Origin of the sequence: Mycobacterium sp. E3339, assembly GCF_001666915.1 — a bacterium.
In the GTDB taxonomy this organism is placed as follows: domain Bacteria; phylum Actinomycetota; class Actinomycetes; order Mycobacteriales; family Mycobacteriaceae; genus Mycobacterium.
The window spans coordinates 18,469-43,132 of sequence record NZ_LZIZ01000118.1; the positions used below are offsets into that span (position 1 = coordinate 18,469).

Below are 24,664 nucleotides of genomic sequence, written 5' to 3' on the forward strand. Positions count from 1 at the left end.
CAATATAGTCCAACTCGGCGCGCTGGGCCCTGGATTAGGTTGGCCCGCTTGGGGCCCCATTGCCCGACCAGCCGGCGTGGGCCCGAGCGGCTAGCCCAGCGGATTGGCCGCCCACAGCGCGGCCACCGACAGCCCGACCCGCGCCAGCAGCGTGCGCAGCAGCGGCAGGCTCACGCCGATCACGTTGGACGGGTCACCGTCGATGCCGTCGACGAACCAGCCGCCCAGCCCGTCCAGGGTGAACCCGCCGGCCACGTGCAGCGGCTCACCGGCGGCGACGTACGCCCGCAGGTCCGCGTCCGTGGGCGTGCCGAAATGCACTGTGGTGCAAGCGGATTGCGCTTCACGGTGGGTGATCGCGGCACCGCTGAGCCGCAGCAGGCAGTGCCCGGTGTGCAGCCGGCCGGACCGGCCACCCATGCGGCGCCACTGGGCCGCCGCGGCGTCGGGGGACCCGGGCTTGCCGCACAGCTCGCCGTCGAGGTAAAGCATCGAATCACAGCCCAGGACAACGCAATCCGCGGCTTCCGCGGCGTCCAGCTCGCCCGCCACGCGCTCGGCTTTGGCCGTCGCCAGCGCGCACACCACCTCGGCCGGCGCGGCGTCGGGCCCCAGCCCGGCGACGATGGCGTCCTCGTCCACGCCGGAAACCACGACCAGCGGATCGACGCCGGCCTGGCGCAGCACCTTCAGGCGACCCGACGACGCCGAGCCCAGGACCAGGCGGGTCAATGCCTCATGTGCGTCATCTGCTGCATGGTGAGCCGCTGGTAGTTGGACATCGGGAAACGCAGCCGGTCCACCGGCAGCCCCCAGCGGGTGGGCTCGGGCTCGCGGGGTTCGGGCACGCCCCCGCCGACGACGCCGAGCGCGGCGACCAGGGCGGCCAGCTCCTCGTCGGTGGGGTGACCCTTGAGCACGTGGATGTGCGGCTCGTGCGCGGTTTCTGTTGTCTGGGAATCGTTTCCGTTGCTCACAGTGGGATGTTCCCGTGCTTCTTCGGCGGCAGGTGGCTGATCTTGCGTTCCAGCAGGCGCAGCGCCGTGCCGATGTAGCCGCGGGTGTGCGACGGCGGGATCACCGCGTCGACGTATCCGCGCTCGGCGGCGACGTACGGGTTCACCAGCGTGTCCTCGTACTCCTGCTGCAGCTGCAACCGCAGCTCGTCGACGTCCTTGCCCTCCTTGGCCGCCTCGGCCAGCTGCTTGCGGTAGACGAAGCCGACGGCGCCCGACGCGCCCATCACCGCGATCTGGGCCGTCGGCCAGGCGATGTTGACGTCGCAGCCCATGTCCTTGGAGCCCATGACGCAGTACGCTCCGCCGTAGGCCTTGCGGGTGATGACGGTGATCTTCGGAACGGTGGCCTCGCCGTAGGCGAACAGCAGCTTGGCGCCGCGCCGGATGATGCCGTTGTATTCCTGACCCGTGCCCGGCAGGAAGCCCGGCACGTCCACCAGCATGATGATCGGGATGTTGAAGCAGTCGCAGGTCCGCACGAACCGCGCCGCCTTCTCCGAGGCGTTGATGTCCAGGCAGCCCGCGAACTGGGTGGGCTGGTTGGCCACGATGCCGACCGGGCGGCCCTCGATGCGGCCGAATCCGACGACGATGTTGGTGGCGTAGCCGTTCTGGATCTCGAGGAACTCGTCGTCGTCGAGGATGCGGGTGATCACCTCGTGCATGTCGTACGGCTGGTTGGCCGAGTCCGGGATCAGCGTGTCCAGCTCGAGGTCCTCGTCGGTGAGGTTGTCCTCGATGGCGCCCTCGGGGACGGGCTCGGCGTAGCGCGGCGGGTCGGTCGCGTTGTTGGGCGGCAGGTAGCTCAGCAGGTCGCGCACCCAGTCGAAGGCGTCCTGCTCGCCGGAGGCGACGTAGTGCAGCGTGCCGGACTTGGCCATGTGGGTGTGGGCGCCACCGAGCTCCTCCATCGTGACGTCCTCGCCCGTGACGGTCTTGATGACGTCGGGCCCGGTGATGAACATCTGGCTGGTCTGGTCGACCATCACCACGAAGTCGGTCAGGGCGGGGGAGTAGACGTGCCCGCCGGCGGCCGCGCCCATGATCAGCGAGATCTGCGGGATCACACCGGATGCCAGGATGTTGTTGCGGAAGATCTTGCTGTACAGGCCGAGCGAGACGACGCCCTCCTGAATCCGCGCGCCGGCGCCGTCGTTGATGCCGATCAGCGGGCGGCCGGTCTTGATCGCCAACTCCTGGACCTTGACGATCTTCTCGCCGTACACCTCACCGAGGCTGCCGCCGAACACGGTGGCGTCCTGGCTGAAGATGCACACCTCGCGGCCGTCGATGGTGCCGTAACCGGTGACCACGCCGTCGCCGAGCGGGCGGTTGTTCTCCAGGCCGAAGTTCTTGCTGCGGTGCCGCGCCAGCGCGTCGAGCTCGACGAACGAGTCCTCGTCCAGCAGGGCGTAGATGCGCTCGCGGGCGGTCAGCTTGCCCTTGGCGTGCACCTTGTCGACGGCCTCTTCACCCACCGGGTGCAGCGACTCTTCCCGGCGCTTGTGCAGCTCGGCGAGCTTGCCCGCCGTGGTGTGGATGTCGATGGTGTGTTCGGCTGCGGGCTCCGCGGTATGAGAAGAGGGGTCGGTAACGCTCGTCATGGGAGTCGAGCTTAGCGGCGGCTTACCCCGTCTCCGAATGAAGGGCCCGCCCGTGTACGTGGTAGGCCAATGCCGCCGAAGTCGGCCGAGAAGAGCAAATTAGCTGCGCGGCGATCGTCAACACCGCCAAAATCGGGCTACCACCCGGGCTGTGTCCAAGGAGGGCGTGATGGGCCACCGTCCCGAACCCGTCGCGAGAAGCTTGTCGCAATGACCGGGGTGCAGCGTGTCCATCCGGCGATGACGGCGCGCCAGCGGATGACGGTGGTCGCGGCCGGGCTGGGAATCTTCACCGTGTGTGTGGACGTCAACGTCGTCAACGTCGCGCTGCCCAGCATCCAGGCGGCGTACAAGGCGGGTGAGCGAGGTCTTCAGTGGGCGGTCGCAGGCTACAGCCTGGGTATGGCTGCCGTGCTGATGAGCTGTGCCTTGCTGGGTGATCGGTACGGTCGCAAGCGCGGTTTTCTGATCGGGCTCGCGGTGTTCGTCGGCTCCTCCGTGGTGTGCGCGCTACCGGTGAGCCTTGGACTGTTCACGGTGGCGCGCATCGTTCAGGGCGTTGGGGCGGCGTTCATTTCGGTGTTGTCTCTCGCCCTGCTCAGTCACGCGTTTCCCGACCCGGGATTGAAGGCGCGGGCGATTGCCGGCTGGATGGCCATCGGGAGTGTCGGTGCGGCGGTTTCCCCGGCGCTGGGCGGGTTTCTAGTCCAGGACCTCGGATGGCGCAGCGTCTTCGCGGTGAACGTCCCGATGGGGGCAATCGTCGGGCTCCTCACGCTGGTAGCTGTCGCCGAGTCCAGGGATCCCGACCCGACCCAACCCGACTGGCCGGGTCAGTTGATGTTCGCCCCCGCGATCGCAATGATCGCTTACGGACTGATCGAGGTCCCGCGCATGCATCGGGAACTTGCCGTCGTAGGGACGACGCTGCTGCTGGCTGTCGTGCTGCTCTGGCTGTTTGTTCGGCACGAACGCCGCGCGGCATTCCCGTTGATCGATCTTCACTTGCTCACCCGGCCGGTGTACAGGTCGGCGCTGCTGGTCTACTTCCTGGTGGCATCCAGCTTTTTTGGACTGTTGATGGTGGCCACCCAGCATTTCCAAAACGTCCGCACGTTCTCGCCCGTGCACGCGGGTCTGTTGCTGTTGCCGGTCCCGGTGGCATTCGGGGTCGCGAGCGTACTGGCCGGCCGAGCGGTAGAAAGTTGGGGCCCACGGCTGCCGGCGCTGGTCTTTCTGGCGGCATCGATCATCGGGTTGGCGCTGTTCGCGGCCGGCATCGGCCGCGCGATGCCCGTGGTGATCATGGGGCTGGCGCTATTCGGCGCGGGGTATGGCGGCTGTGCCACGCCACTAGTGCAGCTGGCGATGACCGAGGTTGACGATCACCGAGCCGGTATGGGTGCCGGCCTGATCAATCTGCAGCGGTCGCTGGGCAGCATTTTCGGCGTCGCACTTTTCGGCTCCGTCCTCGCGGTTTGGCTAAGCGCGACGTTGCCGACCCGGCTGGACCCCGTCATCGCCGACCCCGTCGAACGCAAAGCGGTCATCGCGGCCGTGGTGAAGGGCGCGAATCCGTCCGCCCACCCCGCAAATATCGGGCCGAGCCACCCAATGACGTCAGCGCAGGAGCGTCTGGTCGTGCGCGTCGCCGATAAAGACTTCATCGGCGGCGTCCGGGCGGCGGTCGCCGGCGGGGCGGCATTGCTCACGGCAGGCTTCATGCTTGGTTGGAGGCGGTTTCCGCGCGGCCACGGCGATCTGGACGGACATGTTGTTTAGCCAACTGGCCGTGATGGATATGGGGGACAGGCGATGACAGACGGGGATCAGCTCAGGCCACCGCTGGACGAGAGCGCGCTGCGCGCCGAGCTGATCGGCACCGGACTCGGCTGGCGCCGGCTCGACGTCGTCGAACACACCGGCTCCACCAACGCCGACCTGCTGGCGCAAGCGGCGTCGGGCACCGACGTGGCCGGGGCCGTGCTGATCGCCGAGCACCAGACCGCCGGGCGCGGGCGGCACGGCCGCGGCTGGTCGGCCGCCCCGCGGGCGCAGATCACGATGTCGGTCGGCGTCAGCATCGTCGACGTGCCGACGGCCGGCTGGGGCTGGCTGCCGCTGGCCACCGGGGTGGCCGTGGTCGACGCGGTGGCCCCGCTGCTCGCCGGCGTCCCGGTGGGGCTCAAGTGGCCCAACGACGTGCTGGCGGGTGACCCCCCGGGCAAGCTCGCGGGCATCCTGGCCGAGGTGGCGCGGCCGGTAGTGGTTATCGGCTTGGGGCTCAACGTGTTTGAGGCTCCAGCCGGCATCGATGGGGCCACCTCGCTGCTCGACCTGGGCGTGCCGGCGCCCGACCGGACCCGGCTGGTGTCCGGGTTGCTGTCCGAGCTGGGCCGGCGGATCGTGGCCTGGCGCGCCGCACGCGGGGCCGACTGGGCGCTGGCCGCCGACTATCGGGCGCGCAGCCTGACCGTCGGCACCCGGGTGCGGGCGCACCTGCCGGGCGGCAAGGAAATCGTCGGCGCCGCGACCGCGGTCGACGACCAGGGCAGGCTGTGCATCGAGGCCGGCGGCCAAACCGTCGTCGTTTCGGCCGGTGACGTGGTGCATTTGCGGTAGCTTCGGGCGGGTGAGCTACCCGGATAACGTCCTGGCCGCCGGCGAACAGGTGATCGTCCACCGCCACCCGCACTGGAAGCGCTTGATCTGGCCGGTCGTGGCCCTGCTGCTGGTCACCGCGCTCGCGTCGTTCGGGTCCGGGTACCTCAACTCGACGCATTGGGGGCAGCTGGCCAAAAACATCATCTACGGGGTGATCTGGGGCATCTGGCTGGTGATCGTCGGCTGGCTGACGCTGTGGCCGTTCTTGACCTGGCTGACCACCCATTTCGTGGTGACCAACCGGCGGGTGATGTTTCGGCACGGCGTGCTGACCCGCACCGGGATCGATATTCCGCTGGCGCGGATCAACAGCGTGGAATTCCGCGACCGGATCACCGAACGGATGTTTCGCACCGGGACACTGATTATCGAATCGGCGTCACAGGATCCGTTGGAGTTCTACGACATTCCGCGGCTGCGCGAGGTGCACGCGCTGCTGTATCACGAAGTCTTCGACACCCTCGGTTCGGACGAGTCGCCCAGCTGAGCCGACCGGCCGGCCCGGTTGCGCCAGGCGCGCAGCAGCGTGACGTTGCCGCCCTCGATCTCGTCCTCGAGCATCTCGGCGATGCCGCCGGCGGTGAGGGCGGATTCCAGGGCCTTGTCGGGGTTGCGCGCGAACTCGTCGGGGAACACCCAGCGCCGGAACGCCCAGAAGCGGAACGCCATCTGCAGCAGGTTGCCGATGATGTAGGCGGAGATGAAGTCGGCGATGTTCTCCACGGTCAGCGACACCGTCGGCTCGCGCAGCTGCAGAACGTAGCTGGAGAACCACAGCGGCGCCATCGACAGCAGCACCCCCACCCCGCTGAACGCGAAGAACAGCAGCGCCTCGTGGTGACGTTCGCGGCCGCCGCGATCGCGGAAGCTCCACTCCCGGTTCAGCACGTAGGACGCGATGACCGCGACGATGCCGGCGATGACCTTCGCGGTGACCGGCTTGTAGTCCAGAATTGTCAGCTTCAGCGTGTAGAAAATCGCCGAGTCGATCACGAACGTGGTGCCGCCGACGATGGCGAATTTGATCAGTTCGTGGTGGCGCAGCAAATAGGGCTGAATAAACCCGGGCATACGCTCGATTGCGGCTTCGGCGAAGGGCACAAGTGGTCAGTGTACGGACGGACACAAAATCGACGCAAAATCGTACATAACGATTCGGTGTCACCGCCGGTCAACACACCGCGCGCGCCGTGACACCATGAACGCCGTGCCGAGTACACCCCCGGCGGGGGGCGCCCCCGCAGCAGCGCCGTTGGTCGCCATGGTCGGCGGCGGCCAGCTTGCCCGGATGACCCACCAGGCCGCGATCGCGTTGGGGCAGACGCTTCGGGTGCTGGCCACCGCGCGCGACGAGTCGGCCGCGCAGGTCACGCCCGACGTGGTGATCGGCTCGCACGCCGACCTCGAGGACCTGCGCCGGGTCGCGGCCGGGGCCACCGTGCTGACGTTCGACCACGAGCACGTGCCGACCGAACTGCTGGACAAGCTGGTCGCCGAGGGCGTCAACGTGGCGCCGCCGCCGCAGGCGCTGGTGCACGCTCAGGACAAGCTGGTCATGCGGCGACGGATGGAGGCCCTCGGCGCCGCGGTGCCCCGCTACGCCGAGATCCGTAGCGTCGACGAACTGGACGCCTTCGCGCGGCGCATCGCCGGCCCCGTGGTGGTGAAAGCGGTCCGCGGCGGTTACGACGGCCGCGGGGTGCGGATGGCCCGCGACCCGTCGCACGCCCGCGAGATCGCGGCCAGTTTCCTGGGGGACGGGGTGCCGGTGATGGCCGAGGAGCAGGTGAACCTGCGCCGCGAGCTGTCGGCGCTGGTGGCCCGGTCGCCGTTCGGCCAGGGCGCGGCGTGGCCGGTTGTCGAGACCGTGCAGCGGGACGGGATCTGCGTGCAGGTGATCGCTCCCGCGCCGGAGCTGGCGCCCGCGCGGGCCGCCGAGGCCCAGCAGCTGGCGCTGCGGCTGGCCGCCGAGCTCGGCGTCGTCGGGGTGCTCGCGGTCGAGTTGTTCGAGACGGTCGACGGCGAGCTGCTGGTCAACGAGCTGGCGATGCGGCCGCACAACTCCGGCCACTGGACCATGGACGGGTCGCGCACCAGCCAGTTCGAGCAGCACGTGCGCGCGGTGCTGGACTATCCGCTCGGCGACACCGACGCGCTGGCGCCGGTGACCGTGATGGCCAACGTGCTGGGCGCGCGGGACGCCCCGGCGATGAGCGTCGACGAGCGGTTGCACCACCTCTTCGCGCGGATGCCCGACGCCCGGGTCCACCTGTACGGCAAGGAGGAACGGCCCGGCCGCAAGGTCGGGCACATCAATTTCCTCGGCACCGACGTGGCGGAGTTGCCCGCGTTGCGGGAGCGTGCCGAGCTCGCGGCACACTGGTTGTCACACGGGATTTGGACGGACGGATGGGATCCGCATGACTAGCAACCCGCGAGTCGGGGTGATCATGGGCAGCGACAGCGACTGGTCGGTGATGGCCGACGCCGCCGAGGCGCTCGCCGAGTTCGACATCCCGAGCGAGGTCCGGGTGATCTCGGCGCACCGCACCCCGCAGGTGATGTTCGACTACGCGCGCACCGCGGCCGGCCGCGGCCTCGAGGTGATCATCGCCGGCGCCGGCGGCGCCGCCCACCTGCCCGGGATGGTCGCGTCGGCGACCCCGCTGCCGGTGATCGGCGTGCCGGTGCCGCTGGGCCGGCTCGACGGCCTGGACTCGTTGCTGTCGATCGTGCAGATGCCGGCGGGCGTCCCGGTGGCCACGGTCTCGATCGGCGGCGCCCGCAACGCGGGCCTGCTCGCCGTGCGCATCCTCGGCTCGTCGGACCCCGCGCTGCGGGCGCGGATCGCCGACTTCCAAGAGCAGCTGGCCGAGGCCGTGCGGGCCAAGGATGAGGCGCTGCAGCAGCGCCAGGGTAAAGTTACCGGCTAGTAGCAAAGAGGAGGCCAGGATGGCTGGTTGGGCCGGAGACCCCACGTTTGATCTGTTCCAGTTGCCCGAGGAGCACAACGAGTTGCGGGCGGCGATCCGCGCGCTGGCGGAGAAGGAGATCGCCCCGCACGCCGCCGATGTGGACGAGAACTCGCGCTTCCCGGACGAGGCGCTGGAGGCGCTGAACGCGTCGGGCTTCAACGCCGTGCACGTCCCGGAGGAGTACGGCGGCCAGGGCGCCGATTCGGTGGCGGCGTGCATCGTGATCGAGGAGGTCGCGCGCGTCGACGCGTCGGCGTCGTTGATTCCCGCGGTGAACAAGCTGGGCACCATGGGGCTGATCCTGCGCGGCTCCGACGAGCTGAAGAAGCAGGTGTTGCCGTCGATCGCCGACGGCACCGCGATGGCGTCCTACGCGCTGAGCGAGCGGGAGGCCGGCAGCGACGCGGCCTCGATGCGGACCCGGGCCAAGGCCGACGGCGACGACTGGATCCTCAACGGCGCCAAGTGCTGGATCACCAACGGCGGCAAGTCGAGCTGGTACACGGTCATGGCGGTGACCGACCCGGACAAGGGCGCCAACGGCATTTCGTCGTTCATGGTGCATGCCGACGACGAGGGGTTCACCGTCGGCCCGAAGGAGCGCAAGCTCGGCATCAAGGGTTCGCCCACCACCGAGCTGTACTTCGAGAACTGCCGCATCCCGGGGGACCGGATCATCGGCGAGCCGGGCACCGGCTTCAAGACCGCGCTGGCGACGCTGGACCACACCCGGCCGACCATCGGCGCCCAGGCGGTCGGCATCGCCCAGGGTGCGTTGGACGCCGCCATCGCATACACCAAGGACCGCAAGCAATTCGGCAGCCCGGTCAGCGACAACCAGGGCGTCCAGTTCATGCTGGCCGACATGGCCATGAAGCTCGAGTCCGCCCGGCTGATGGTGTACCACGCGGCCGCCCGCGCCGAGCGTGGCGAATCCAACCTCGGGTTCATCTCCGCGGCGTCCAAGTGCTGGGCCTCCGACGTGGCGATGGAGGTGACCACCGACGCGGTGCAGCTCTTCGGCGGCGCCGGCTACACGGTCGACTTCCCGGTGGAGCGGATGATGCGCGACGCCAAGATCACCCAGATCTATGAGGGGACCAACCAGATTCAGCGGGTGGTCATGTCGCGGGCGTTGCTGCGTTGACCTATAGGATCTCCGGCGGTTAACCGCTCTCGGGCCGTACGGCCACCGTAGAGTCGTCCAGATGGGTCGTTCCGCAGCCAGGGGGGTCGAAGTGAACAGCGCGACTTCCTTTGCGCGTCGACGGGTGACCGGGATTTGATGCCCGCGGGCGCTCCCGTGACGCCGGCGGCGAGTTGGCAGTCCCTGTCGTTGCTGCTGGTCGAGGATGACCGTGCCGACGCCCTGCTGGTGGAGGAACTGATCGCCGACGCGCTGGCCGACATCCGGGTGGTGTGGGCGCAGTCGATGGCGCACGCCGAGCGCGAGCTGGCGTCCGCCCGCCCCGACTGCGTGCTGCTGGACCTGCACCTGCCCGACGCCAACGGCATCGACGCGCTGGACCGCATCGCCCAGCGCGATGCCACCGTCCCGATCGTCGTGCTGACCGGGCTGAACGACGAGTACTTCGGGGCCTCCGCGGTCGCGGCGGGCGCGCAGGACTACCTGGTCAAGGGCCGCGTCGAGCCCGAGATGCTGCGCCGGGCGCTGCTGTACGCGATCGAGCGCAAGCGCGCGGAGCTGATCGCCGCCGACCTGCACGCGACCCAGCTGCGTGCCCGCGAGAACGCGTTGCTGGAACGCGGCCTGCTGCCCTCGCCCCTGCTGCTGGACCACCCCGGGGTCGACATCGTCGCCCGGTACCGGCCCAGCCGGGAGAATGCGTTGCTCTGTGGCGACTTCTACGACGTCGTCCAGACGCCCGACCGGGTGGTCCACGTCCTGATCGGCGACGTCGCCGGCCACGGGCCGCACGAGGCCGCGCTCGGCGCGGCGCTGCGGATCGCATTTCGCGCGCTCACCTTCGCCGGTGTGCACGGCGTGGATCTGATGCGTCAGCTGGAGCGGGTGCTGCACTCCGAGCGAACGGGCACAGGGGTTTTCGCGACGGTGCTCGGCCTCGAGATCCCGGCCGACGGCCCGCGCATCACCGCCATCCGCGCCGGCCACCCGGCGATGCTGTTGCAGCGCGACGGGACCGTCGAATGGGTGGAGCCGCCGGGGGGCCCGGCCCTGGGGCTGCGCGCCGACGACTGGCCCCGCTACGAGATGGACCTGCCGGCGGGGCAGGGCCTGCTGCTGCTGACCGACGGGCTGTTCGAGGGCTACGCCGGACGCGGCAACCAACGCCTCGGCGAGGACGGCCTGCTCGAGCTGGCCCGGGCGCACGCGGACAAGGCCGGCCCGGAGTTCGTCGACGCGTTGATCGACGGCGCCCAGGGGCTCGCCCAGTCCCACGGCGGGCTCACCGACGACATCGCCGTGCTGCGGATCGAAAGGACCACCGCGTGACCGCGACGTTGCGCGGCCTGCGTCTCTCGGAGCTCACCGTGCGCGGGTGGCAGGCCGTCGTGCTGATCAGCATGGGTGTGATGGTGCTGGCCGGCGCGGTCGTCGGCGCGCTGCTGCTGAACCGCACCGACGACATGACGCACCAGCTCGTCGACAACATCCAGCCTGCGCGGGTGGCGGCCTTCGAGCTGCAGGCCGCGTTGCGCGACCAGGAGACGGGCATCCGTGGCTATCTGATCGCCGGGGATCGGCAGTTTCTGACCCCGTACTACGACGGGCAGCACGCCGAACAGGCCGCGGCGGAAGAGATCCGGCGACGGCTGGGTCAGCGGCCCGACCTCATCGGCGACCTGGACGCGATCGAGAACGCCGCGGGCAACTGGCGCGCAAGCTATGCCGAACCGGTGATCGCCGACGTGATCCCCAACGGCAAGAACGTCACGAACAAACCGTCCGCGGAACGCGGCAAGGCCCAATTCGACCATCTGCGAACGCTTTTCGACAAGCAGAATGCCAACCTGTCCGCGGCGCGGGCGGCCGCGGCCGGCGACCTCAAACGCACCGACGCGTGGCGCGACCGGGCGCTCTTCGCGATGGTGCTGTTGTTCTTCGTCACCGCCGCCCTGCTGGGATTCTTGATCCGGGACACCGTCGCCCGACCGCTCGCGGCGCTGGCCGCGGCGTGCCGGCGGATCACCAACGGCAATTTCGAGGAGAACATCGCGCCGCCCAAGCGGCCCAAGGACGTTCGCGACATGGCGCTCGACGTGGACAACATGCGCAAGCGGATGGTCGAGGAACTGGAAGTATCGCGTGCGGCCCAGGCGCAGTTGGATGAGCAGGCCGCCGAACTGCGAAGGTCCAACACCGAACTCGAGCAATTCGCCTACGTCGCGTCGCACGACCTGCAGGAGCCGCTGCGCAAGGTCGCTTCGTTCTGCCAGCTGCTGGAGCGCCGCTACGGCGACCAGCTCGACGAGCGCGGCATCGAATACATCGGCTTCGCGGTGGACGGCGCCAAACGGATGCAGGCGCTGATCAACGATCTGCTCACCTTCTCGCGCGTGGGCCGGCTGGGCACCACGGAAGCCGACGTGGAACTCGACACGACGCTGGACTCCGGCATCGCCAATCTGGCCACCGCGATCGAGGAGTCGGACGCCGAAATCGTGCGCCCGGAGCGTCTTCCGCAGATCAAGGGCGACCCGATGCTGCTGACCATGTTGTGGCAGAACCTCATTGGCAACGCGGTGAAGTTCCGGCACAAGGATCGCCGGCCACGCGTCGTCATCGAATGCGAAGCCGGCACCGGCAGTCGCGACGGCGAATGGGTGATCAGCGTGTCGGACAACGGCATCGGCATCCCCGAGGAATTCGCCGACAAGGTCTTCGTCATCTTCCAGCGCCTGCACGGCCGCGACGTGTACGCCGGGACCGGCGTCGGGCTCGCGCTGGTCAAGAAGATCGTCGAGCACCATGGCGGCACGATCCGGATCGACACCACCCGCACCGACGGCACCCGGTTCGAGTTCACCCTCCCCATGCCCGCAGCCGCAGAGCAAGCAGACTCAGACGCTTTGGAAGGAGCGCATCAGTGACATCCGACGGTAGAGCCATCGACATCCTGCTCGTCGAAGACGACCCGGGAGACGAGCTCATCACGCGAGAAGCGTTCGAGCACAACAAGCTCAAGAACCGGCTGCACGTCGCGCACGACGGCGAGGAGGGCCTCGACTACCTTTATCGACGCGGCCAGTTCGAGGACGCGCCGCGGCCCGACCTCATCCTGCTTGACCTGAACCTGCCCAAGTACGACGGCCGCCAGCTGCTGGAGAAGATCAAGTCGGACCCGGACCTGGCCCGCATCCCGGTGGTGGTGCTCACCACGTCCTCGGCCGAGGAGGACATCCTGCGCAGCTACAAGCTGCACGCAAACGCGTACGTGACCAAACCCGTTGACCTGGACCAGTTCATGAAGGCGGTACGGCAGATCGACGAGTTCTTCGTTCAGGTGGTGCGCCTGCCCAGTCTGTGACGGCTTACGGCGCCGCCTGCGGCGCGGTGAGGAACTCGTCGTTGTGCTGCCCCGGCGCGGGCGGGGGATCGGTGGCCACCGCGTCGAAGCTCGAATAGCGCGCGGGCATGCGGACCACCGTGATCGCGTCGTCGCCGCTGCCCACCCGCAACGCCAGCTCGTTCTCGGCGAACAGCGGGGTGTCGACCACCTGCTTCCAGGTGTACGCCAGGCAGGCCATCAGGCCGCCTTCTTGAAGCAGCGCCACCCATTCCGCCGCGGTCTTGGCCGCCAGCGCCGACTCGAGCTCGTCGGTCAACTCGGGGTAATTCATTGCGCGCGAACGCTGGTCGACGAACCGCTCGTCGGTCAGCAGGTCGGGCCGGCCGATGAGCTCGCACAGCTTCGCCCAGTGCTTGGGCACGTACGCGCTGATCACGAGGTAGCCGTCGGCGGCCTTGAACGCGTCGGACGGTTGGGTGGCGAAGCCAACCCCCTTGCGTTTCTTGGCTTTTGGCGCGGCGTCCGGCTTGTGCGCCGCGCTGGGCTTGTTCAAATGGATGGTGAGCTGGCTGGCCTGCAGGTTCACCGCGACGTCGTACATGGCGACCCGCACCACGTCGGCCACCCCGTGGCGTTCGCGATTGAGCAGGGCGGCCAGCACCGCCTGGGCCAGCACGTGACCGCTGGCGGCGTCGACGAGCTGGAACGGGATGATCTGCGGCTTGCCGGTGGGCGTCGGCATGCCGGTGGACATGCCCGACTCCGAGGCGACCATCAGGTCGACGCCGGGCCTGCTGCCGTGCGGACCGTTGCCGCCGTAGGCCGACAGGCGCGCGTAGATGAGCCGGGGGTTGCGGGCCCGCAAGTCGTCGGGTCCCAGGCCCATGCGCTCCATCACGCCGGGGCGAAAACCCTCCAGCACGACGTCGGCGGTGTCGACCAGCCGCAGGATCTGCTGCTTGGCCTCGTCGTCGGTGAGGTCCACCGCCACCGACTTCTTGCCCCGGTTGTGGGGCAGAAACAGCGTGGGCAGCGGCGGGCGCCCGGGCAGGACCGCGGTGATCTGCCGGGCCGCCTCGCCCAGCGGCGCCTCGACCTTGATCACCTCGGCGCCCAGGTCGGCCAGCACCTGCCCGGCCAGCGGCCCGGCGATGTTCTGGGTGAAATCGAGTACCCGGAATCCGTCAAGTGGCTTGGCGGGGGTGCTGTTTGCCATGGGTGGCCTTCCGTGCCGTGGTGCGCTGCAAAGGTAACCCGTGTCGGCCGGCAGCCGATTCAGGGGGCCTTTGACACGGTTGTGTTACCACCTCGTGTCAGGGCGCGCGGGCGCGGCCGATCGCCGCTAGCCTCGCGCAGATGACCACGTTCCCCGCCGTCGCCGATGAATGCACCGTCGCCGCGACGCGGGACGCCGGGTGGCGGCGCGACGCCGATTGGGCCCGGCGCCTGGCGTGGGTCAGCCTGGTCGCGGTGCTCGTCGAGGGCGGCATCGGCCTGTGGCAGGGCCTCGCCGTGGGGTCGGTGGCGCTGACCGGGTGGGCCCTTGGCGGGGTGTCCGAGGCGCTGGCCAGCGCGATGGTGGTGTGGCGGTTCAGCGGCGCGCGGACCTTCTCCGCCCACGCCGAGCGGCACGCGCAGCGCGGCGTGGCGGTGTCGTTCTGGCTGACCGCCCCCTACATCGCCGCCGAGTCGATCCGCGAGCTGATCGGCGAGCGCCATCCCGAGGCGTCGCCGATCGGCATCGCGCTCGCGGCCGCCGGGTTGCTGCTGATGCCGATGCTGGGCCGGGCCAACCGCCGGTTGGGCGCGCGGCTGGACTCCGGCGCCACCGAGGCCGAGGGGATCCAGAACTACCTGTGCGCCGCCCAGGCGGCCGGGGTGCTCGTCGGGCTGGCGGCGACGGCGCTGTGGTCCGGCGGGTGGTGGATCGACCCGGCGGTCGGGCTGGGCATCGCCGGCGTCGCGGCCTGGCAGGGCGTGCGCGCCTGGCGCGGCCACGCGTGCTGCTGCTAATCCAACCGATACCGAATCAGTCGGGAACTGTTGGCCACCACCGCGACCGACGACGCGTTGTGCAGGATGGCGGCCAGCACGGGGGACAGCGCGCCGCCGGCGCCGATGATCAGCCCGGCGGCGTTGACGGCGATCGACATGCCGTAGTTCTCCCGGATGACGTCCACCGCGCGGGCGCCCAGGTCCCGCACGTCGAGCAGCCGATGCAGGTCGTCGTTGGCCAGCGCCACGTCGGCGGTCTCCACGGCGACGTCGGTTCCGGCCAGGCCCATGGCGATCCCGATGTCGGCGGCCGCCAGGGCCGGCGCGTCGTTGATGCCGTCACCGACCATGCCGACCACGTGGCCGTCGTTCTGCAGCGCGCGCACCACCTCGAGCTTGTCCTCGGGCATCACCTCGGCGCGCCACTCGTCGATCCCCAGCTCCTCGGCGACCACCCGGGCGATGTCGGGATGGTCCCCGGTGAGCATCACTATCCGGCGAATTCCGCTGTCCCGCAGCCGCTTCAGCACCTCGACCGCCTCGGGCCGCACCTCGTCGCGCAGGCTGATCAGCCCCACCAGCTTGCCGTCGACCGCCAGCAACAGCGGGGTCTCGGCCTGCCGGCGCAGCTTGTCCACCCACTCCGACGCCTTCTTCGACACCCGCACCTTCTCGGCGCGCAACAACCCGGGGCTGCCCAGCAGCAGGGTGCGGCCGTCGGCCCAGGTGCGCATGCCCAGGCCCACCAGCACCTCGCACTCCTCGTGCGGCGGGATGGTGATGTGCCGTTCCTCGGTCGAGCGGATCACCGCCTCGGCCAGCGGATGGCGGGAGTGGATCTCCGAGCTGGCCGCGTACGCCAGCACCCCCTCGGGCTCCCAATCCTTATGCAGGGCAATGATGTTGGTGACCACCGGACGGCCGACGGTCAGCGTGCCGGTCTTGTCGAACACGATGGCGTCCACCCGGCCGGCCTGTTCGAGGTGGGATCCGCCCTTGATCAGGATGCCGCGGCGCGCGCCGTTGCCGATCGCGGCGCTGATCGCCGTCGGCGTGGACAGGCCCACCGCGCAGGGGCACGCGATCAGCAGCATCGTCATCGCGCGGCGCACGTCGCCGGTGACCGCCAGGGTCAGGGCCGAGACGACGAACGAGGTGGGAACGAAACGGCGGGAGAAGTTTTCGCCGACGGTCTGGATGGGCGCGCGGTCGTGTTGGGCCTCCTCCACCCGGGTGATGATGCGCCCGATCGCGGTCTGGTTGCCGACAGCCTGGGCGCGCACCACCAACCGGCCGCGCACCACGACCGATCCGGCGTGCACGTGCGCGCCGACCATCACCGAAACGGGCAGGTTCTCGCCGGTGATCGCGGACTGGTTCACGATCGCGTCGCCGTCGACCACCTCGCCGTCGACCGGTATCGCGACGTGGTCGTGGATGATCACCTCGTCGCCGATCTGCACGCTGTCGATGGGGACCTGCACCTCCTGGCCGTCGGCCAGCCGGATCCACGCGGTGTCCTGGCTGCCGCGCAGCAGCTCCGAGATGGCCCGCCGGGTGCGGCGCAGGGTGAGGTCCTGCAGGTATTCGCCGATGTTGAGCAGCCAGAGCACGGTCAGGGCCACCACGTTCTCCCGCAGCACCAGGCTCGCCACCGTCGCCGCCGACACCAGGGCGTCGGTGCCGGCGCGCCCCGAGCGCAGCGAGCGCAGGGCGCCGCGCAGGAAAGGGTAGCCGGTGAAGATCGTGACCCCGGTGGCCAGCACCCGGCCGTTGGGGCCGAGCAGCGGCGGCAGGGCGAACACGTAGCGCCGCACGCCGAGCAGGGCCAGCGCCGCGCCGCCGACGACCATCCGCAACACGTCGGTGTTGCGGATCTCCGACGAATGCGGCGCGCGCGCCGGGATCAGCTCCGCCGCGACGTGGGCGGCGGAGCCGATCGCGGCCAGCACCGCGGCGCGGTCGCAGCGCCGGGGCGAATACCAGACGACGACGGATCCGGTGCGCGGGTAGGCGTGCACCACGCGCACGCCGTCCTGCGCGGCGACCCCCTCCTCGACGGCCACCGCGCGGCGCGAATCGCCCCGCAGCCATTCGACGGAGACCCGCATACGCCCGGCGGCGTCCGAAATGACCCGCAGCGCGGCGTCATTCGTGGCGATGTCGGGCACCACGGCCAGATGGGCGGGCATGTCCGCGAAAGATTCAGTGATCGTGCTGGTGGACGTCTGCGACGGCCGGTGTGGGCGCCTCCTCGCCGATGCGTTCGCGGGCTTCGGCCATCACGTCGGCGAGCTTCAGCCGCGCCGACTCGGCGGCCTCCTCGGCCTTGCGGGTTCCACGGAGCCCCAGCTCCGCCGCCGACACCGCGGTCTCGTGCAGCGGCGCCTTGGCCAACCCCTTGCGCACCACCTCGTAGGCCGTCACGCCGACCAGGCCGGTGACCACCGTCGATGCCGCCTTCGCCAAGAGTGCGTACCCCGCCATTTGCCCGGACCTCCGTATCGTCGCCGCGACAGCTGATGCTCGCTCGACGTTAACATTGAAATATAGCGATATCAATATGAATCGGCGGGCTACAGCGTCTTGGTGACCTTCTCCGTCTCGATCCGGAGCGCCAGCGCCGACGCGTCGGGGTTGGCCACCTGTACCAGCGACCCGCCGGCGGCCAGTATCGCCAGCAGGCCGTCCACCAGGTCGTCGGGTCGCGACCACGCGGCGGTGGACAGGACACGGTCGGTGGCCGCCAATTCCCTTGCGGCGGAAGAACTTTGGCACGCGGCCAGGATCTCGTCGACCGATCGCCCGTCGAGCGCGGGCCCGGGCCGGCCCTCGGGAACGATCTGGTCGCCGTGCACCCGCACGGCCGTGGCGTAGTCGGTGACGCCGATCGGCAGGTCGCCGGCGGGGCGCCCGAACGGATCCAGCGACAGCACCGCCACCTCGGCGGCGCCCAGCTCGTCCGCCTCGTCCAGCCGGTCGGCGGTGCACAGCGCGACGTCGGCCGGGCCGTGCGCCCCGAGGACCGCCTCGGCGCCGATCCACCACACCCCGAACAGCACGGCCGCGGTCTGCCAGTGTGCCGGCAGCAGGATCGCGACCCGGCTGCCCGGCCCGGCGCCCAGTTCGTCGCGCAACAGATTGCCGGTCTTGGCGGCCCAGTTGGCCAGCGTCACCGCCGACAACTCGATGCGCTCGCCGGTCGCGTCGTCGTAGTAGGTGATGCGCGGGCCCACCGGGTCGGCCCGCAGCATCGGGTCGAGGATCGCGGCGGAGAGCGTGCTCAGTTGATGCACTCGGGCTTGTCGGAACCGGCCGTCAGGATCGGCGACGGCGCGGGGACGTTCGGGTCGGCCGCCACCGAACCGACGTTGGACACCCGGGCCGGCATCACCGAGCCGGTGCCGGAAAGCCCCGAGCCCGGCCCGCTGTAGTCGTTGCCCAGCACCACCCGCACCGAGCCCGGCGCCAGCGACGGATCCGCGACCACCGGCAACCCGCCCAGCTCCTTGGCCACCTCCTGGGCGCCCAGGTCGTCGGTCTTGGCGGCGCGCACCTGGCTGCCCTTGACGTGGCCGCCGTCGTTGTTCCCGACCGTGCCCGCGCCAAATCCCTTGGCGGTCAACACCTGTGAGACCGCCGACGCCAGCCCGTTGATGTCGGTGTCGTTGACCACGCTGGCGGTGGTCTTGGCCGGGGTGTAGGCGATCTCCTCGGTCTTGCCCTGCTCCTGCTCGTGCAGCAGCCCGCTGACCCAATCGGCGACCTGGTGCGGGTCCACCCGCACCACGCTTTGCATGCCGTCGTCGCTCCAGCCGGCGCCGTCGAGCACCGGGATGGTGGCGAACGCGACGTTGCCGCCGGCCAGCTTCTGCATCTGCTGGACGAAGTCCATCACGTCCCAGCCCGACGAGATCACCACCGAGCGCTGCACGGCCGCCTCCAGCCGCTTCAGCGTGGTGGGGCTGGACAGCGTCTTGCCGGAGATGACGCGGTGGGCCAGCGAGGCCATCACCACCTGCTGACGCACCACCCGGTCCAGGTCGCCGCGCGGCAGCTCGTGGCGCTGCCGGACGAAGCTGAGCGCCTCCGGCCCGTCGAGCCGCTGCTGGCCGGCCGGGAAGTCGGCGCCCGAAAGCGGTTCGAACACCGGCTCTTTGAGGCAGACGTCAACGCCGCCCAGCGCGTCGGTGATCAGGGAGAAGCCGAGCAGGCCGATCTCGGCGTAGTGGTCGACGGTGACGCCGGTGAGGTCGGCGACGGTCTTGATCAGCGCCTCGCGCCCGGCCTCGGTGCCCTGTGCCGCGGCGTCCGCGGCCGAGTCGCCGGCCTTGACCAGGCTGGTGCGCTTGGCCTCGCGGGCCTGGCCGTAGACGCCGTTGATCTTCGTCTTGCCCAGGCCCGGCGCGGCGACGTAGGAGTCGCGGGGGATCGAGATGGCGGTCGCCGACTTCCCGTTGTTGGGGATGCGGATCAGGATGATCGTGTCGGTGTTGGTCGCCTCCTCGTCGCCGACCCGCAGCGAGGCCAGCTCGTCGGCGGACAGCGGGTTGCCGTGGGCGTCGGTGCGGCTGTCGAGGCCCACCAGCAGGATGTCGATCGCGCCGTCGTCGCCGCCCTTGCCCAGCGAGGGTGCGGACATGTGGAAGATGCCGTCCTCGAACGAGCGGACGTTGCTCCACGCCAGCCCGGTGCCGAGAACGACGACGAGCGTGAGCGCAGTGGCAATCACACGAACCACACGTTGCACAGGCATCCCACTAGATTACTTGCGGCACACATGCTTCGTGGGTAGCGAAGCCCCGCGCGCCCCGGGCGTTCGCCCGCGCTTTCCCGGGCATGCCAGACTCAAACCATGTCGAGCAGGATTGTGATCGCCGGCGCCGGTGGGCAGCTGGGCGCCCATTTGCGCGCGCTGGCGGCCGATCAGGAGCGGGACGTGCTGGCGCTGACGTCGTCGGAGTGGGACATCACCGACCCGGCCGCCGCCGAGCGGATCATCGAGCGCGGCGACGTGGTGATCAACTGCGCGGCGTACACCGACGTCGACGGCGCCGAGAGCGACGAGGCCGGCGCCTACGCCGTCAACGCCGAGGGTCCCGAGCACATGGCCAAAGCTTGCGCCGGTGCCGGCGCCCGGTTGATCCACGTCTCCACCGACTACGTGTTCAACGGCGACTTCGGCGGCGCGCAGCCGCGCCCCTACGAGCCCGACGACCCGACCGCCCCGCAGGGCGTGTACGCCCGCAGCAAGCTCGCCGGCGAGCGGGCCGTGCTGGCGGCGCTGCCCGAGGCGGTCGTGGTGCGCACCGCGTGGGTCTACACCGGCGGCACCGGCAAGGACTTCGTCGCCGTGATGCGCCGGCTGGCCGCGGGCGACGGCCCGGTGCGGGTGGTCGCCGACCAGATCGGGTCACCGACCTACGTGGGCGACCTGGCCGCCGCGTTGCTGCAGGTCATCGACGACGACGTGCCGGGGCCCATCCTGCACGCCGCCAACGAGGGCGCGGTGTCCCGCTTCGAGCAGGCGCGCGCGGTGTTCGCCGAATGCGGCGCCGACCCGGAGCGGGTGCAGCCGGTCAGCACCGCGGAGTTCCCCAGGCCGGCGCCGCGCCCGCCCTACACCGCGCTGTCCGGCCGGCAGTCCGCCGCGGCCGGGCTGCGACCGTTAAGGCCCTGGCGCCCTGCGCTTGTCGCGGCGCTGGCGGCCGCTCGACCGTTACCCTCTACGCGTGACTGACGTTCTGCCGGTCGTGACGGTGACCTACTCACCGGGCCCACACCTCGAGCGCTTCCTGGCCTCGCTGTCGCTGGCCACCGAGCGGCCGGTGTGCGTGCTGATGGCCGACAACGGCTCCACCGACGGCACCCCGCAGGCCGCCGTCGAGCGGTACCCGAACGTGCGGCTGTTCCACACCGGGGCCAACCTCGGCTACGGCACCGCGGTGAACCGCGCGGTCGCGCAGCTCGCCGAGTCGGCGGACGTCGACGCCGACTGGGTGATCGTGGCCAACCCGGACGTGCAGTGGGGGCCGGGCAGCATCGACGCCCTGCTGGACGCCGCCGCCCGCTGGCCGCGGGCCGGCGCGCTGGGCCCGCTGATCCGCGATCCGGACGGCTCGGTTTACCCGTCGGCGCGCCACCTGCCCAGCCTGGTCCGCGGCGGCATGCACGCGGTCGTCGGGCCGTTCTGGAAGCGCAACCCGTGGACGGCGGCCTACCGCCAGGAACGGCAGGAGCCCAGCGAGCGGGTGGTGGGCTGGCTGTCGGGCTCGTGCCTGCTGGTGCGCCGGTCGGCCTTCGGCCAGGTCGGCGGGTTCGACGAGCGCTACTTCATGTATATGGAGGACGTCGACCTGGGTGACCGGCTCGGCAGGGCCGGCTGGCTGAGCGTCTACGTGCCGTCGGCCGAGGTGCTGCACCACAAGGGCCACTCCACCGGGCACGACCCGGCCAGCCACCTGGCGGCACACCACCAGAGCACCTACCTGTTCCTGGCGGACCGGCATTCGGGCTGGTGGCGGGCGCCGCTGCGGTGGACGCTGCGGGCCTCGCTGGCGCTGCGCTCCCGCCTGATGGTGCGCGGCGCGCTGCGCGACCGGAGACGCAAACTGGCGGAAGGGCGGCGCTCACATGGCTAACCCCCAGGTCGATGCCGTGGTCCTGGTCGGCGGCAAGGGCACCCGGCTGCGGCCGCTGACGCTGTCCGCGCCCAAGCCCATGCTGCCCACGGCCGGGCTGCCGTTTCTGACCCACCTGCTGTCGAGGATCGCCGCGGCGGGCATCGAGCACGTCATCCTGAGCACCTCGTACCAGGCCGCGGTGTTCGAGGCCGAGTTCGGCGACGGGTCCAAGCTGGGCCTGCAGATCGAATACGTCACCGAGGAGCGGCCGCTGGGCACCGGGGGCGGCATCGCCAACGTCGCCGGGCACCTGCGGCACGACACCGTGATGGTGTTCAACGGCGACGTCCTCGCCGGGTCCGACCTCGGCGAGATGATCGAGTTCCACCGGGCCCAGCAGGCCGACGTCACGTTGCACCTGGTGCGGGTGGGCGACCCGCGGGCCTTCGGCTGCGTGACCACCGACGAGGACGGCCGGGTCACCGCCTTCCTGGAGAAGACGCAGGACCCGCCGACCGACCAGATCAACGCCGGCACCTACGTGTTCGCCCGCGACATCATCGACCGGATCCCGCGGGGCCGCGAGGTGTCGGTGGAACGCGAGGTGTTCCCGGCCCTGCTCTCCGATCCGGACGTCAAGGTGTGCGGCTACGTCGACGCCAGCTACTGGCGCGACATGGGCACGCCGGAGGACTTCGTCCGGGGCTCGGCCGACCTGGTCCGGGGGATCGTGTCGTCGCCGGCCCTGCACGGCCACCGCGGCGAGCAGCTGGTGCACGACGGCGCCGCGGTGTCACCGGGCGCGGTGCTGGTGGGCGGCACCGTCGTCGGGCGGGGCGCCGAGATCGGCCCCGGCGTCCGGCTGGACGGCGCGGTGATCTTCGACGGTGTCAAGGTCGAGGCCGGCAGCGTGATCGAGCGCTCGATCATCGGATTCGGCGCGCGCATCGGGCCGCGGGCGCTGATCCGCGACGGCGTGATCGGCGACGGCGCCGACATCGGGGCGCGCTGCGAGCTGCTGCGCGGCGCCCGGGTGTGGCCCGGCGTCTCGATTCCCGACGGCGGGATCCGCTACTCGTCCGACGTGTGAGGCCGCATCCTCTCGAACGTCACGCTGGCGTAGCGCTCGACGCCGACGGCCGCGCTAGCGTGACGCTCGGCCCGTCGCGCGGGCGACGAGGTACGCCAGCGCGTGGTCGCTGCCGTCCGGCAGCGCGTCGGCGGGCCACCACCGCAAATCGTCGGACTCGTCGCTGATCGCGATCCGCGCGCCGGGCGGCGCGTGGGCCACGAACTGCAGGTCCAGGTGCCGGGTGGGTACGCCCAGCGAACAGGTGACCGGGTGCACGTGGATGGCGGCCAGCTCGGGCTCGATGCGCAGACCGGTGACGCCGGACTCCTCGGTGGCCTCCCGCAGCGCGGCGGCGACGATGTCGCCGTCGTCTTCGTCGCAGTGGCCGCCCAGCTGCACCCAGCGGCCCACCCGCGGGTGCAAGGTGAGCAGCACCCGGTCGCCGGTGTGGTCGACCACCAGCGCCGAGGCGGTGACGTGGCCCGGCACGCACTCGCGCCGGCAGGCGTCCGGTCGGGCGAGCACGAAGGCCAGCACCGCGTGCCGCAACGAATCCTGGGCCGCGTCGGGCCCCCGCCAATCGGTCAGCAACGCGATCACCGACTCCCGCACGCTCACCGGGAACCCCGCCGTTTCCGGCGATCCCGCAGCGACGCCCAGGCCGCGCGGCAGTCCGCCACCGCCTCGGGCCGCAGCCCCAGCCCGTCGATCAGCACGCGGCGGTCGACGAGGTCGAGCGCCTTCTCGATCTCGTTGGCCTTCAACAACACATCGACGTCGCCGGCGAGGCCGGGGCCGGCGAGCGCCGGTGGGGGAATGGGCAGCTGCTCGGCTTCGCGGGGTTCGAGCTCCAGGATGCCCCCGCCGTAGCTGCGGCCGATGATCTCGGCGAAGGCGAACGTCACGCTGTTGTGGAAGACGGCGGCCAGCGCGGTCGCGTCTTCGAAATCGGAGCCCGCGTTCAGGCGCAGCCGGTGCACGGTGTCGGTGCTCGTCGCGGCGGCGGCGTTGACGGTCAGCCGCGGCGCCAGGTGAATCTGGCGCAGCAGGAACAGATCCGGGACCCACGGCGACGGCGTGGTCCACCACGGCTTGCGGATCGAGCATTTGTAGCCCCGGTGGACGCCGGCGGACTCACCGGCCCGGATGTGTGCGATCAGCGCGGGGTCGTCCGGCTCGCGCGGCGCGTCGAGCAGCCAGGTCCGTCGCCCGGACGCGACATCGCCTGCCCGGCAATCGGTGTCGTAGACCAGTCCGGACAGCTGCGCGCTGCGCGACACGAGCGGGACGCAGTGGGGGAGCAGCCCGAGTTCGCGGGCCTGCGCGTCGGTGAAGGTGAAGAAGCTGTTGCGGCCCGTCACGATGCCCACGTCCACCGCGGCGACCGACCCGAGCCGGGTCAGGGCCGGCGATCGCTTGAGCGTGCGCAGCAGCCGGATCGCGGCCGGGTCCAGGAAGTACTTGGTCCACTTCTCGTTTTCGTGCAACAACGCGGGAGCCGCCTCGACGTCGAAGTCCGCGCCCGCGAGCGCGTCGGCGCCGGCGAGGTGGACCGCGCGGATGCGCGCCGGCCCGGCGCCGGCGACCCCGCAGAACAGCACGACCTCCTGCAGGATGCCGTCGAAGACCAGGCGCTCGAACGTGACCAGCGTGATGTCGGCGAAGCGGCCCAGCAGGAACTCGCGCAGCTGCGCGGCGTAAGAGACCTGGAGCAACTCGGCGGGCAGCACCAGCCCCACCCGACCGCCCTCGCGCACCAGGATCGAGCTCGCCACCACGAAGGGCACCCACGCGTTGGTCAGCCGGGTCGGCCGCAAACCCGCGCGCCTCATCAGTTCCAGCGCGGGGTCGCGCTGCTCGGGCGCCCAGTTGCCGAACCGGATGTAGGGCGGATTCCCCGCGACCCCGTCCCAGCCGCCGGGCTCGGCCGCGGGGAGCCAGGCGAACAGGTTCGCGGCGTCGACGGGGGCGAATCGGCGCGCCTTGGCCGCCTCTCCGGGCACCAGCTCGACGCCGCGCGCCCCGCCGCCGAGGGCGGCCAGCTCGCGCAGGATCGCGCCGTCGCCGCAGGACGGTTCCACGATGCGCGGGCCGGCTTCGCCGACCCAGCGGGCCAGGAACCGGGCCACCGGCGCGGGCGTGTAGTAGCCGCCGCGGACCTTGTCGGCGGACGCCGCCGGCTTGCCCGCGAATCTCATGGGCCGATTATCGCCGACGGA

Annotated in this window: 24 protein-coding genes; 13 read left to right on the plus strand and 11 right to left on the minus strand. The window is 70.5% G+C overall.

What is annotated here, in order from left to right; genetic code table 11:
- Positions 1-90: 90 nt before the first annotated feature.
- The 3 genes from A5702_RS10490 to A5702_RS10500 are packed head-to-tail and all read right to left on the minus strand — an operon-like array spanning position 91 to position 2,623.
- Positions 91-732, minus strand: a complete 642-nt coding sequence (locus A5702_RS10490) for a nucleoside triphosphate pyrophosphatase (RefSeq protein ID WP_068220443.1) — start codon at positions 730-732, stop codon at positions 91-93.
- Positions 729-977 (minus strand): acyl-CoA carboxylase subunit epsilon, encoded by a 249-nt coding sequence (locus tag A5702_RS10495; protein ID WP_068220446.1) that lies wholly within the window; start codon positions 975-977, stop codon positions 729-731. Before A5702_RS10495 ends, A5702_RS10490 begins: the two co-directional genes overlap by 4 nt.
- Positions 974-2,623 (minus strand): acyl-CoA carboxylase subunit beta, encoded by a 1,650-nt coding sequence (locus tag A5702_RS10500; protein ID WP_068220448.1) that lies wholly within the window; start codon positions 2,621-2,623, stop codon positions 974-976. The genes A5702_RS10495 and A5702_RS10500 overlap by 4 nt, the downstream gene beginning before the upstream one ends.
- A 240-nt stretch (positions 2,624-2,863) precedes the next feature.
- On the opposite strand from A5702_RS10500, the gene A5702_RS10505 reads away from it, so the two are divergent.
- The 3 genes from A5702_RS10505 to A5702_RS10515 are packed head-to-tail and all read left to right on the plus strand — an operon-like array spanning position 2,864 to position 5,774.
- A complete protein-coding gene (locus A5702_RS10505) occupies positions 2,864-4,405 on the plus strand; it encodes an MFS transporter (RefSeq protein ID WP_068220504.1) in 1,542 nt (513 codons plus the stop codon).
- Between the two features lie 33 nt (positions 4,406-4,438).
- Positions 4,439-5,245, plus strand: coding sequence for a biotin--[acetyl-CoA-carboxylase] ligase (locus A5702_RS10510; RefSeq protein ID WP_068220450.1), 807 nt, complete (start codon positions 4,439-4,441; stop codon positions 5,243-5,245).
- Positions 5,246-5,255: 10 nt separating this feature from the next.
- Positions 5,256-5,774 (plus strand): PH domain-containing protein, encoded by a 519-nt coding sequence (locus tag A5702_RS10515; RefSeq protein ID WP_068220453.1) that lies wholly within the window; start codon positions 5,256-5,258, stop codon positions 5,772-5,774.
- Here the strand turns inward: A5702_RS10515 and A5702_RS10520 are convergent.
- On the minus strand, positions 5,729-6,388 hold the full coding sequence (locus A5702_RS10520; protein WP_055405325.1) for a GtrA family protein: 660 nt from the start codon (positions 6,386-6,388) through the stop codon (positions 5,729-5,731). The genes A5702_RS10515 and A5702_RS10520 overlap by 46 nt on opposite strands.
- A 97-nt stretch (positions 6,389-6,485) precedes the next feature.
- Here A5702_RS10520 and A5702_RS10525 point away from each other — a divergent pair, with 97 nt between their 5' ends.
- The 6 genes from A5702_RS10525 (at position 6,486) to A5702_RS10550 (ending at position 12,773) form a co-directional block, all read left to right on the plus strand.
- On the plus strand, positions 6,486-7,715 hold the full coding sequence (locus A5702_RS10525) for a 5-(carboxyamino)imidazole ribonucleotide synthase (RefSeq protein ID WP_082956019.1): 1,230 nt from the start codon (positions 6,486-6,488) through the stop codon (positions 7,713-7,715).
- On the plus strand, positions 7,708-8,220 hold the full coding sequence (purE, locus tag A5702_RS10530; protein WP_068220460.1) for a 5-(carboxyamino)imidazole ribonucleotide mutase: 513 nt from the start codon (positions 7,708-7,710) through the stop codon (positions 8,218-8,220). Before A5702_RS10525 ends, purE begins: the two co-directional genes overlap by 8 nt.
- Positions 8,221-8,239: 19 nt before the next feature.
- On the plus strand, positions 8,240-9,409 hold the full coding sequence (locus tag A5702_RS10535; RefSeq protein ID WP_067815552.1) for an acyl-CoA dehydrogenase: 1,170 nt from the start codon (positions 8,240-8,242) through the stop codon (positions 9,407-9,409).
- Positions 9,410-9,547: 138 nt separating this feature from the next.
- On the plus strand, positions 9,548-10,738 hold the full coding sequence (locus A5702_RS10540; RefSeq protein ID WP_068220463.1) for a PP2C family protein-serine/threonine phosphatase: 1,191 nt from the start codon (positions 9,548-9,550) through the stop codon (positions 10,736-10,738).
- Positions 10,739-10,809: 71 nt separating this feature from the next.
- Positions 10,810-12,336, plus strand: a complete 1,527-nt coding sequence (locus A5702_RS10545) for a sensor histidine kinase (RefSeq protein ID WP_156669564.1) — start codon at positions 10,810-10,812, stop codon at positions 12,334-12,336.
- Positions 12,333-12,773, plus strand: coding sequence for a response regulator (locus A5702_RS10550; RefSeq protein ID WP_055399136.1), 441 nt, complete (start codon positions 12,333-12,335; stop codon positions 12,771-12,773). The genes A5702_RS10545 and A5702_RS10550 overlap by 4 nt, the downstream gene beginning before the upstream one ends.
- A 4-nt stretch (positions 12,774-12,777) precedes the next feature.
- On the opposite strand, the gene A5702_RS10555 is transcribed toward A5702_RS10550, so the two are convergent.
- Entirely contained in the window at positions 12,778-13,971 is a 1,194-nt protein-coding gene (locus A5702_RS10555; protein WP_068220469.1) for a CoA transferase, read from the minus strand.
- Between the two features lie 140 nt (positions 13,972-14,111).
- Here A5702_RS10555 and A5702_RS10560 point away from each other — a divergent pair, with 140 nt between their 5' ends.
- Positions 14,112-14,768 carry a cation transporter gene (locus A5702_RS10560; protein ID WP_067815557.1) on the plus strand — a complete coding sequence of 219 codons (657 nt, stop codon included), beginning with the start codon at positions 14,112-14,114 and terminating at the stop codon, positions 14,766-14,768.
- Here A5702_RS10560 and ctpC read toward each other — a convergent pair.
- The 4 genes from ctpC to A5702_RS10580 form a co-directional block, all read right to left on the minus strand.
- Positions 14,765-16,942, minus strand: a complete 2,178-nt coding sequence (gene ctpC / locus A5702_RS10565; RefSeq protein ID WP_068220472.1) for a manganese-exporting P-type ATPase CtpC — start codon at positions 16,940-16,942, stop codon at positions 14,765-14,767. The two genes, A5702_RS10560 and ctpC, sit on opposite strands and share 4 nt — an antisense overlap.
- Positions 16,943-16,955: 13 nt before the next feature.
- The gene (locus tag A5702_RS10570; RefSeq protein WP_055399127.1) at positions 16,956-17,237 is read right to left on the minus strand and encodes a DUF1490 family protein; all 282 of its coding nucleotides are present in this window, start codon (positions 17,235-17,237) and stop codon (positions 16,956-16,958) included.
- Between the two features lie 89 nt (positions 17,238-17,326).
- A complete protein-coding gene (locus tag A5702_RS10575; protein WP_197506539.1) occupies positions 17,327-18,046 on the minus strand; it encodes a TIGR03089 family protein in 720 nt (239 codons plus the stop codon).
- Positions 18,034-19,506: an LCP family protein gene (locus A5702_RS10580; RefSeq protein WP_067815564.1), complete on the minus strand. Its 1,473-nt coding sequence runs from the start codon at positions 19,504-19,506 to the stop codon at positions 18,034-18,036. The genes A5702_RS10575 and A5702_RS10580 overlap by 13 nt, the downstream gene beginning before the upstream one ends.
- 99 nt (positions 19,507-19,605) lie before the next feature.
- Between A5702_RS10580 and rfbD the strand changes: the two genes are divergently transcribed.
- Genes rfbD through A5702_RS10595 form a run of 3 tightly spaced genes read left to right on the plus strand, consistent with a single transcriptional unit; the run spans position 19,606 to position 22,463 of the window.
- Entirely contained in the window at positions 19,606-20,490 is an 885-nt protein-coding gene (rfbD, locus tag A5702_RS10585) for a dTDP-4-dehydrorhamnose reductase (protein WP_068220475.1), read from the plus strand.
- Positions 20,483-21,391 carry a glycosyltransferase family 2 protein gene (locus A5702_RS10590; protein ID WP_055399121.1) on the plus strand — a complete coding sequence of 303 codons (909 nt, stop codon included), beginning with the start codon at positions 20,483-20,485 and terminating at the stop codon, positions 21,389-21,391. The genes rfbD and A5702_RS10590 overlap by 8 nt, the downstream gene beginning before the upstream one ends.
- Entirely contained in the window at positions 21,384-22,463 is a 1,080-nt protein-coding gene (locus A5702_RS10595) for a sugar phosphate nucleotidyltransferase (protein WP_068220477.1), read from the plus strand. The genes A5702_RS10590 and A5702_RS10595 overlap by 8 nt, the downstream gene beginning before the upstream one ends.
- A 54-nt stretch (positions 22,464-22,517) precedes the next feature.
- Here the strand turns inward: A5702_RS10595 and A5702_RS10600 are convergent, their stop codons facing one another.
- On the minus strand, positions 22,518-23,063 hold the full coding sequence (locus tag A5702_RS10600) for an NUDIX hydrolase (protein ID WP_068220478.1): 546 nt from the start codon (positions 23,061-23,063) through the stop codon (positions 22,518-22,520).
- On the minus strand, positions 23,060-24,643 hold the full coding sequence (locus A5702_RS10605; RefSeq protein WP_068220482.1) for a class I SAM-dependent methyltransferase: 1,584 nt from the start codon (positions 24,641-24,643) through the stop codon (positions 23,060-23,062). Before A5702_RS10605 ends, A5702_RS10600 begins: the two co-directional genes overlap by 4 nt.
- Between the last annotated feature and the right edge of the window lie 21 nt (positions 24,644-24,664).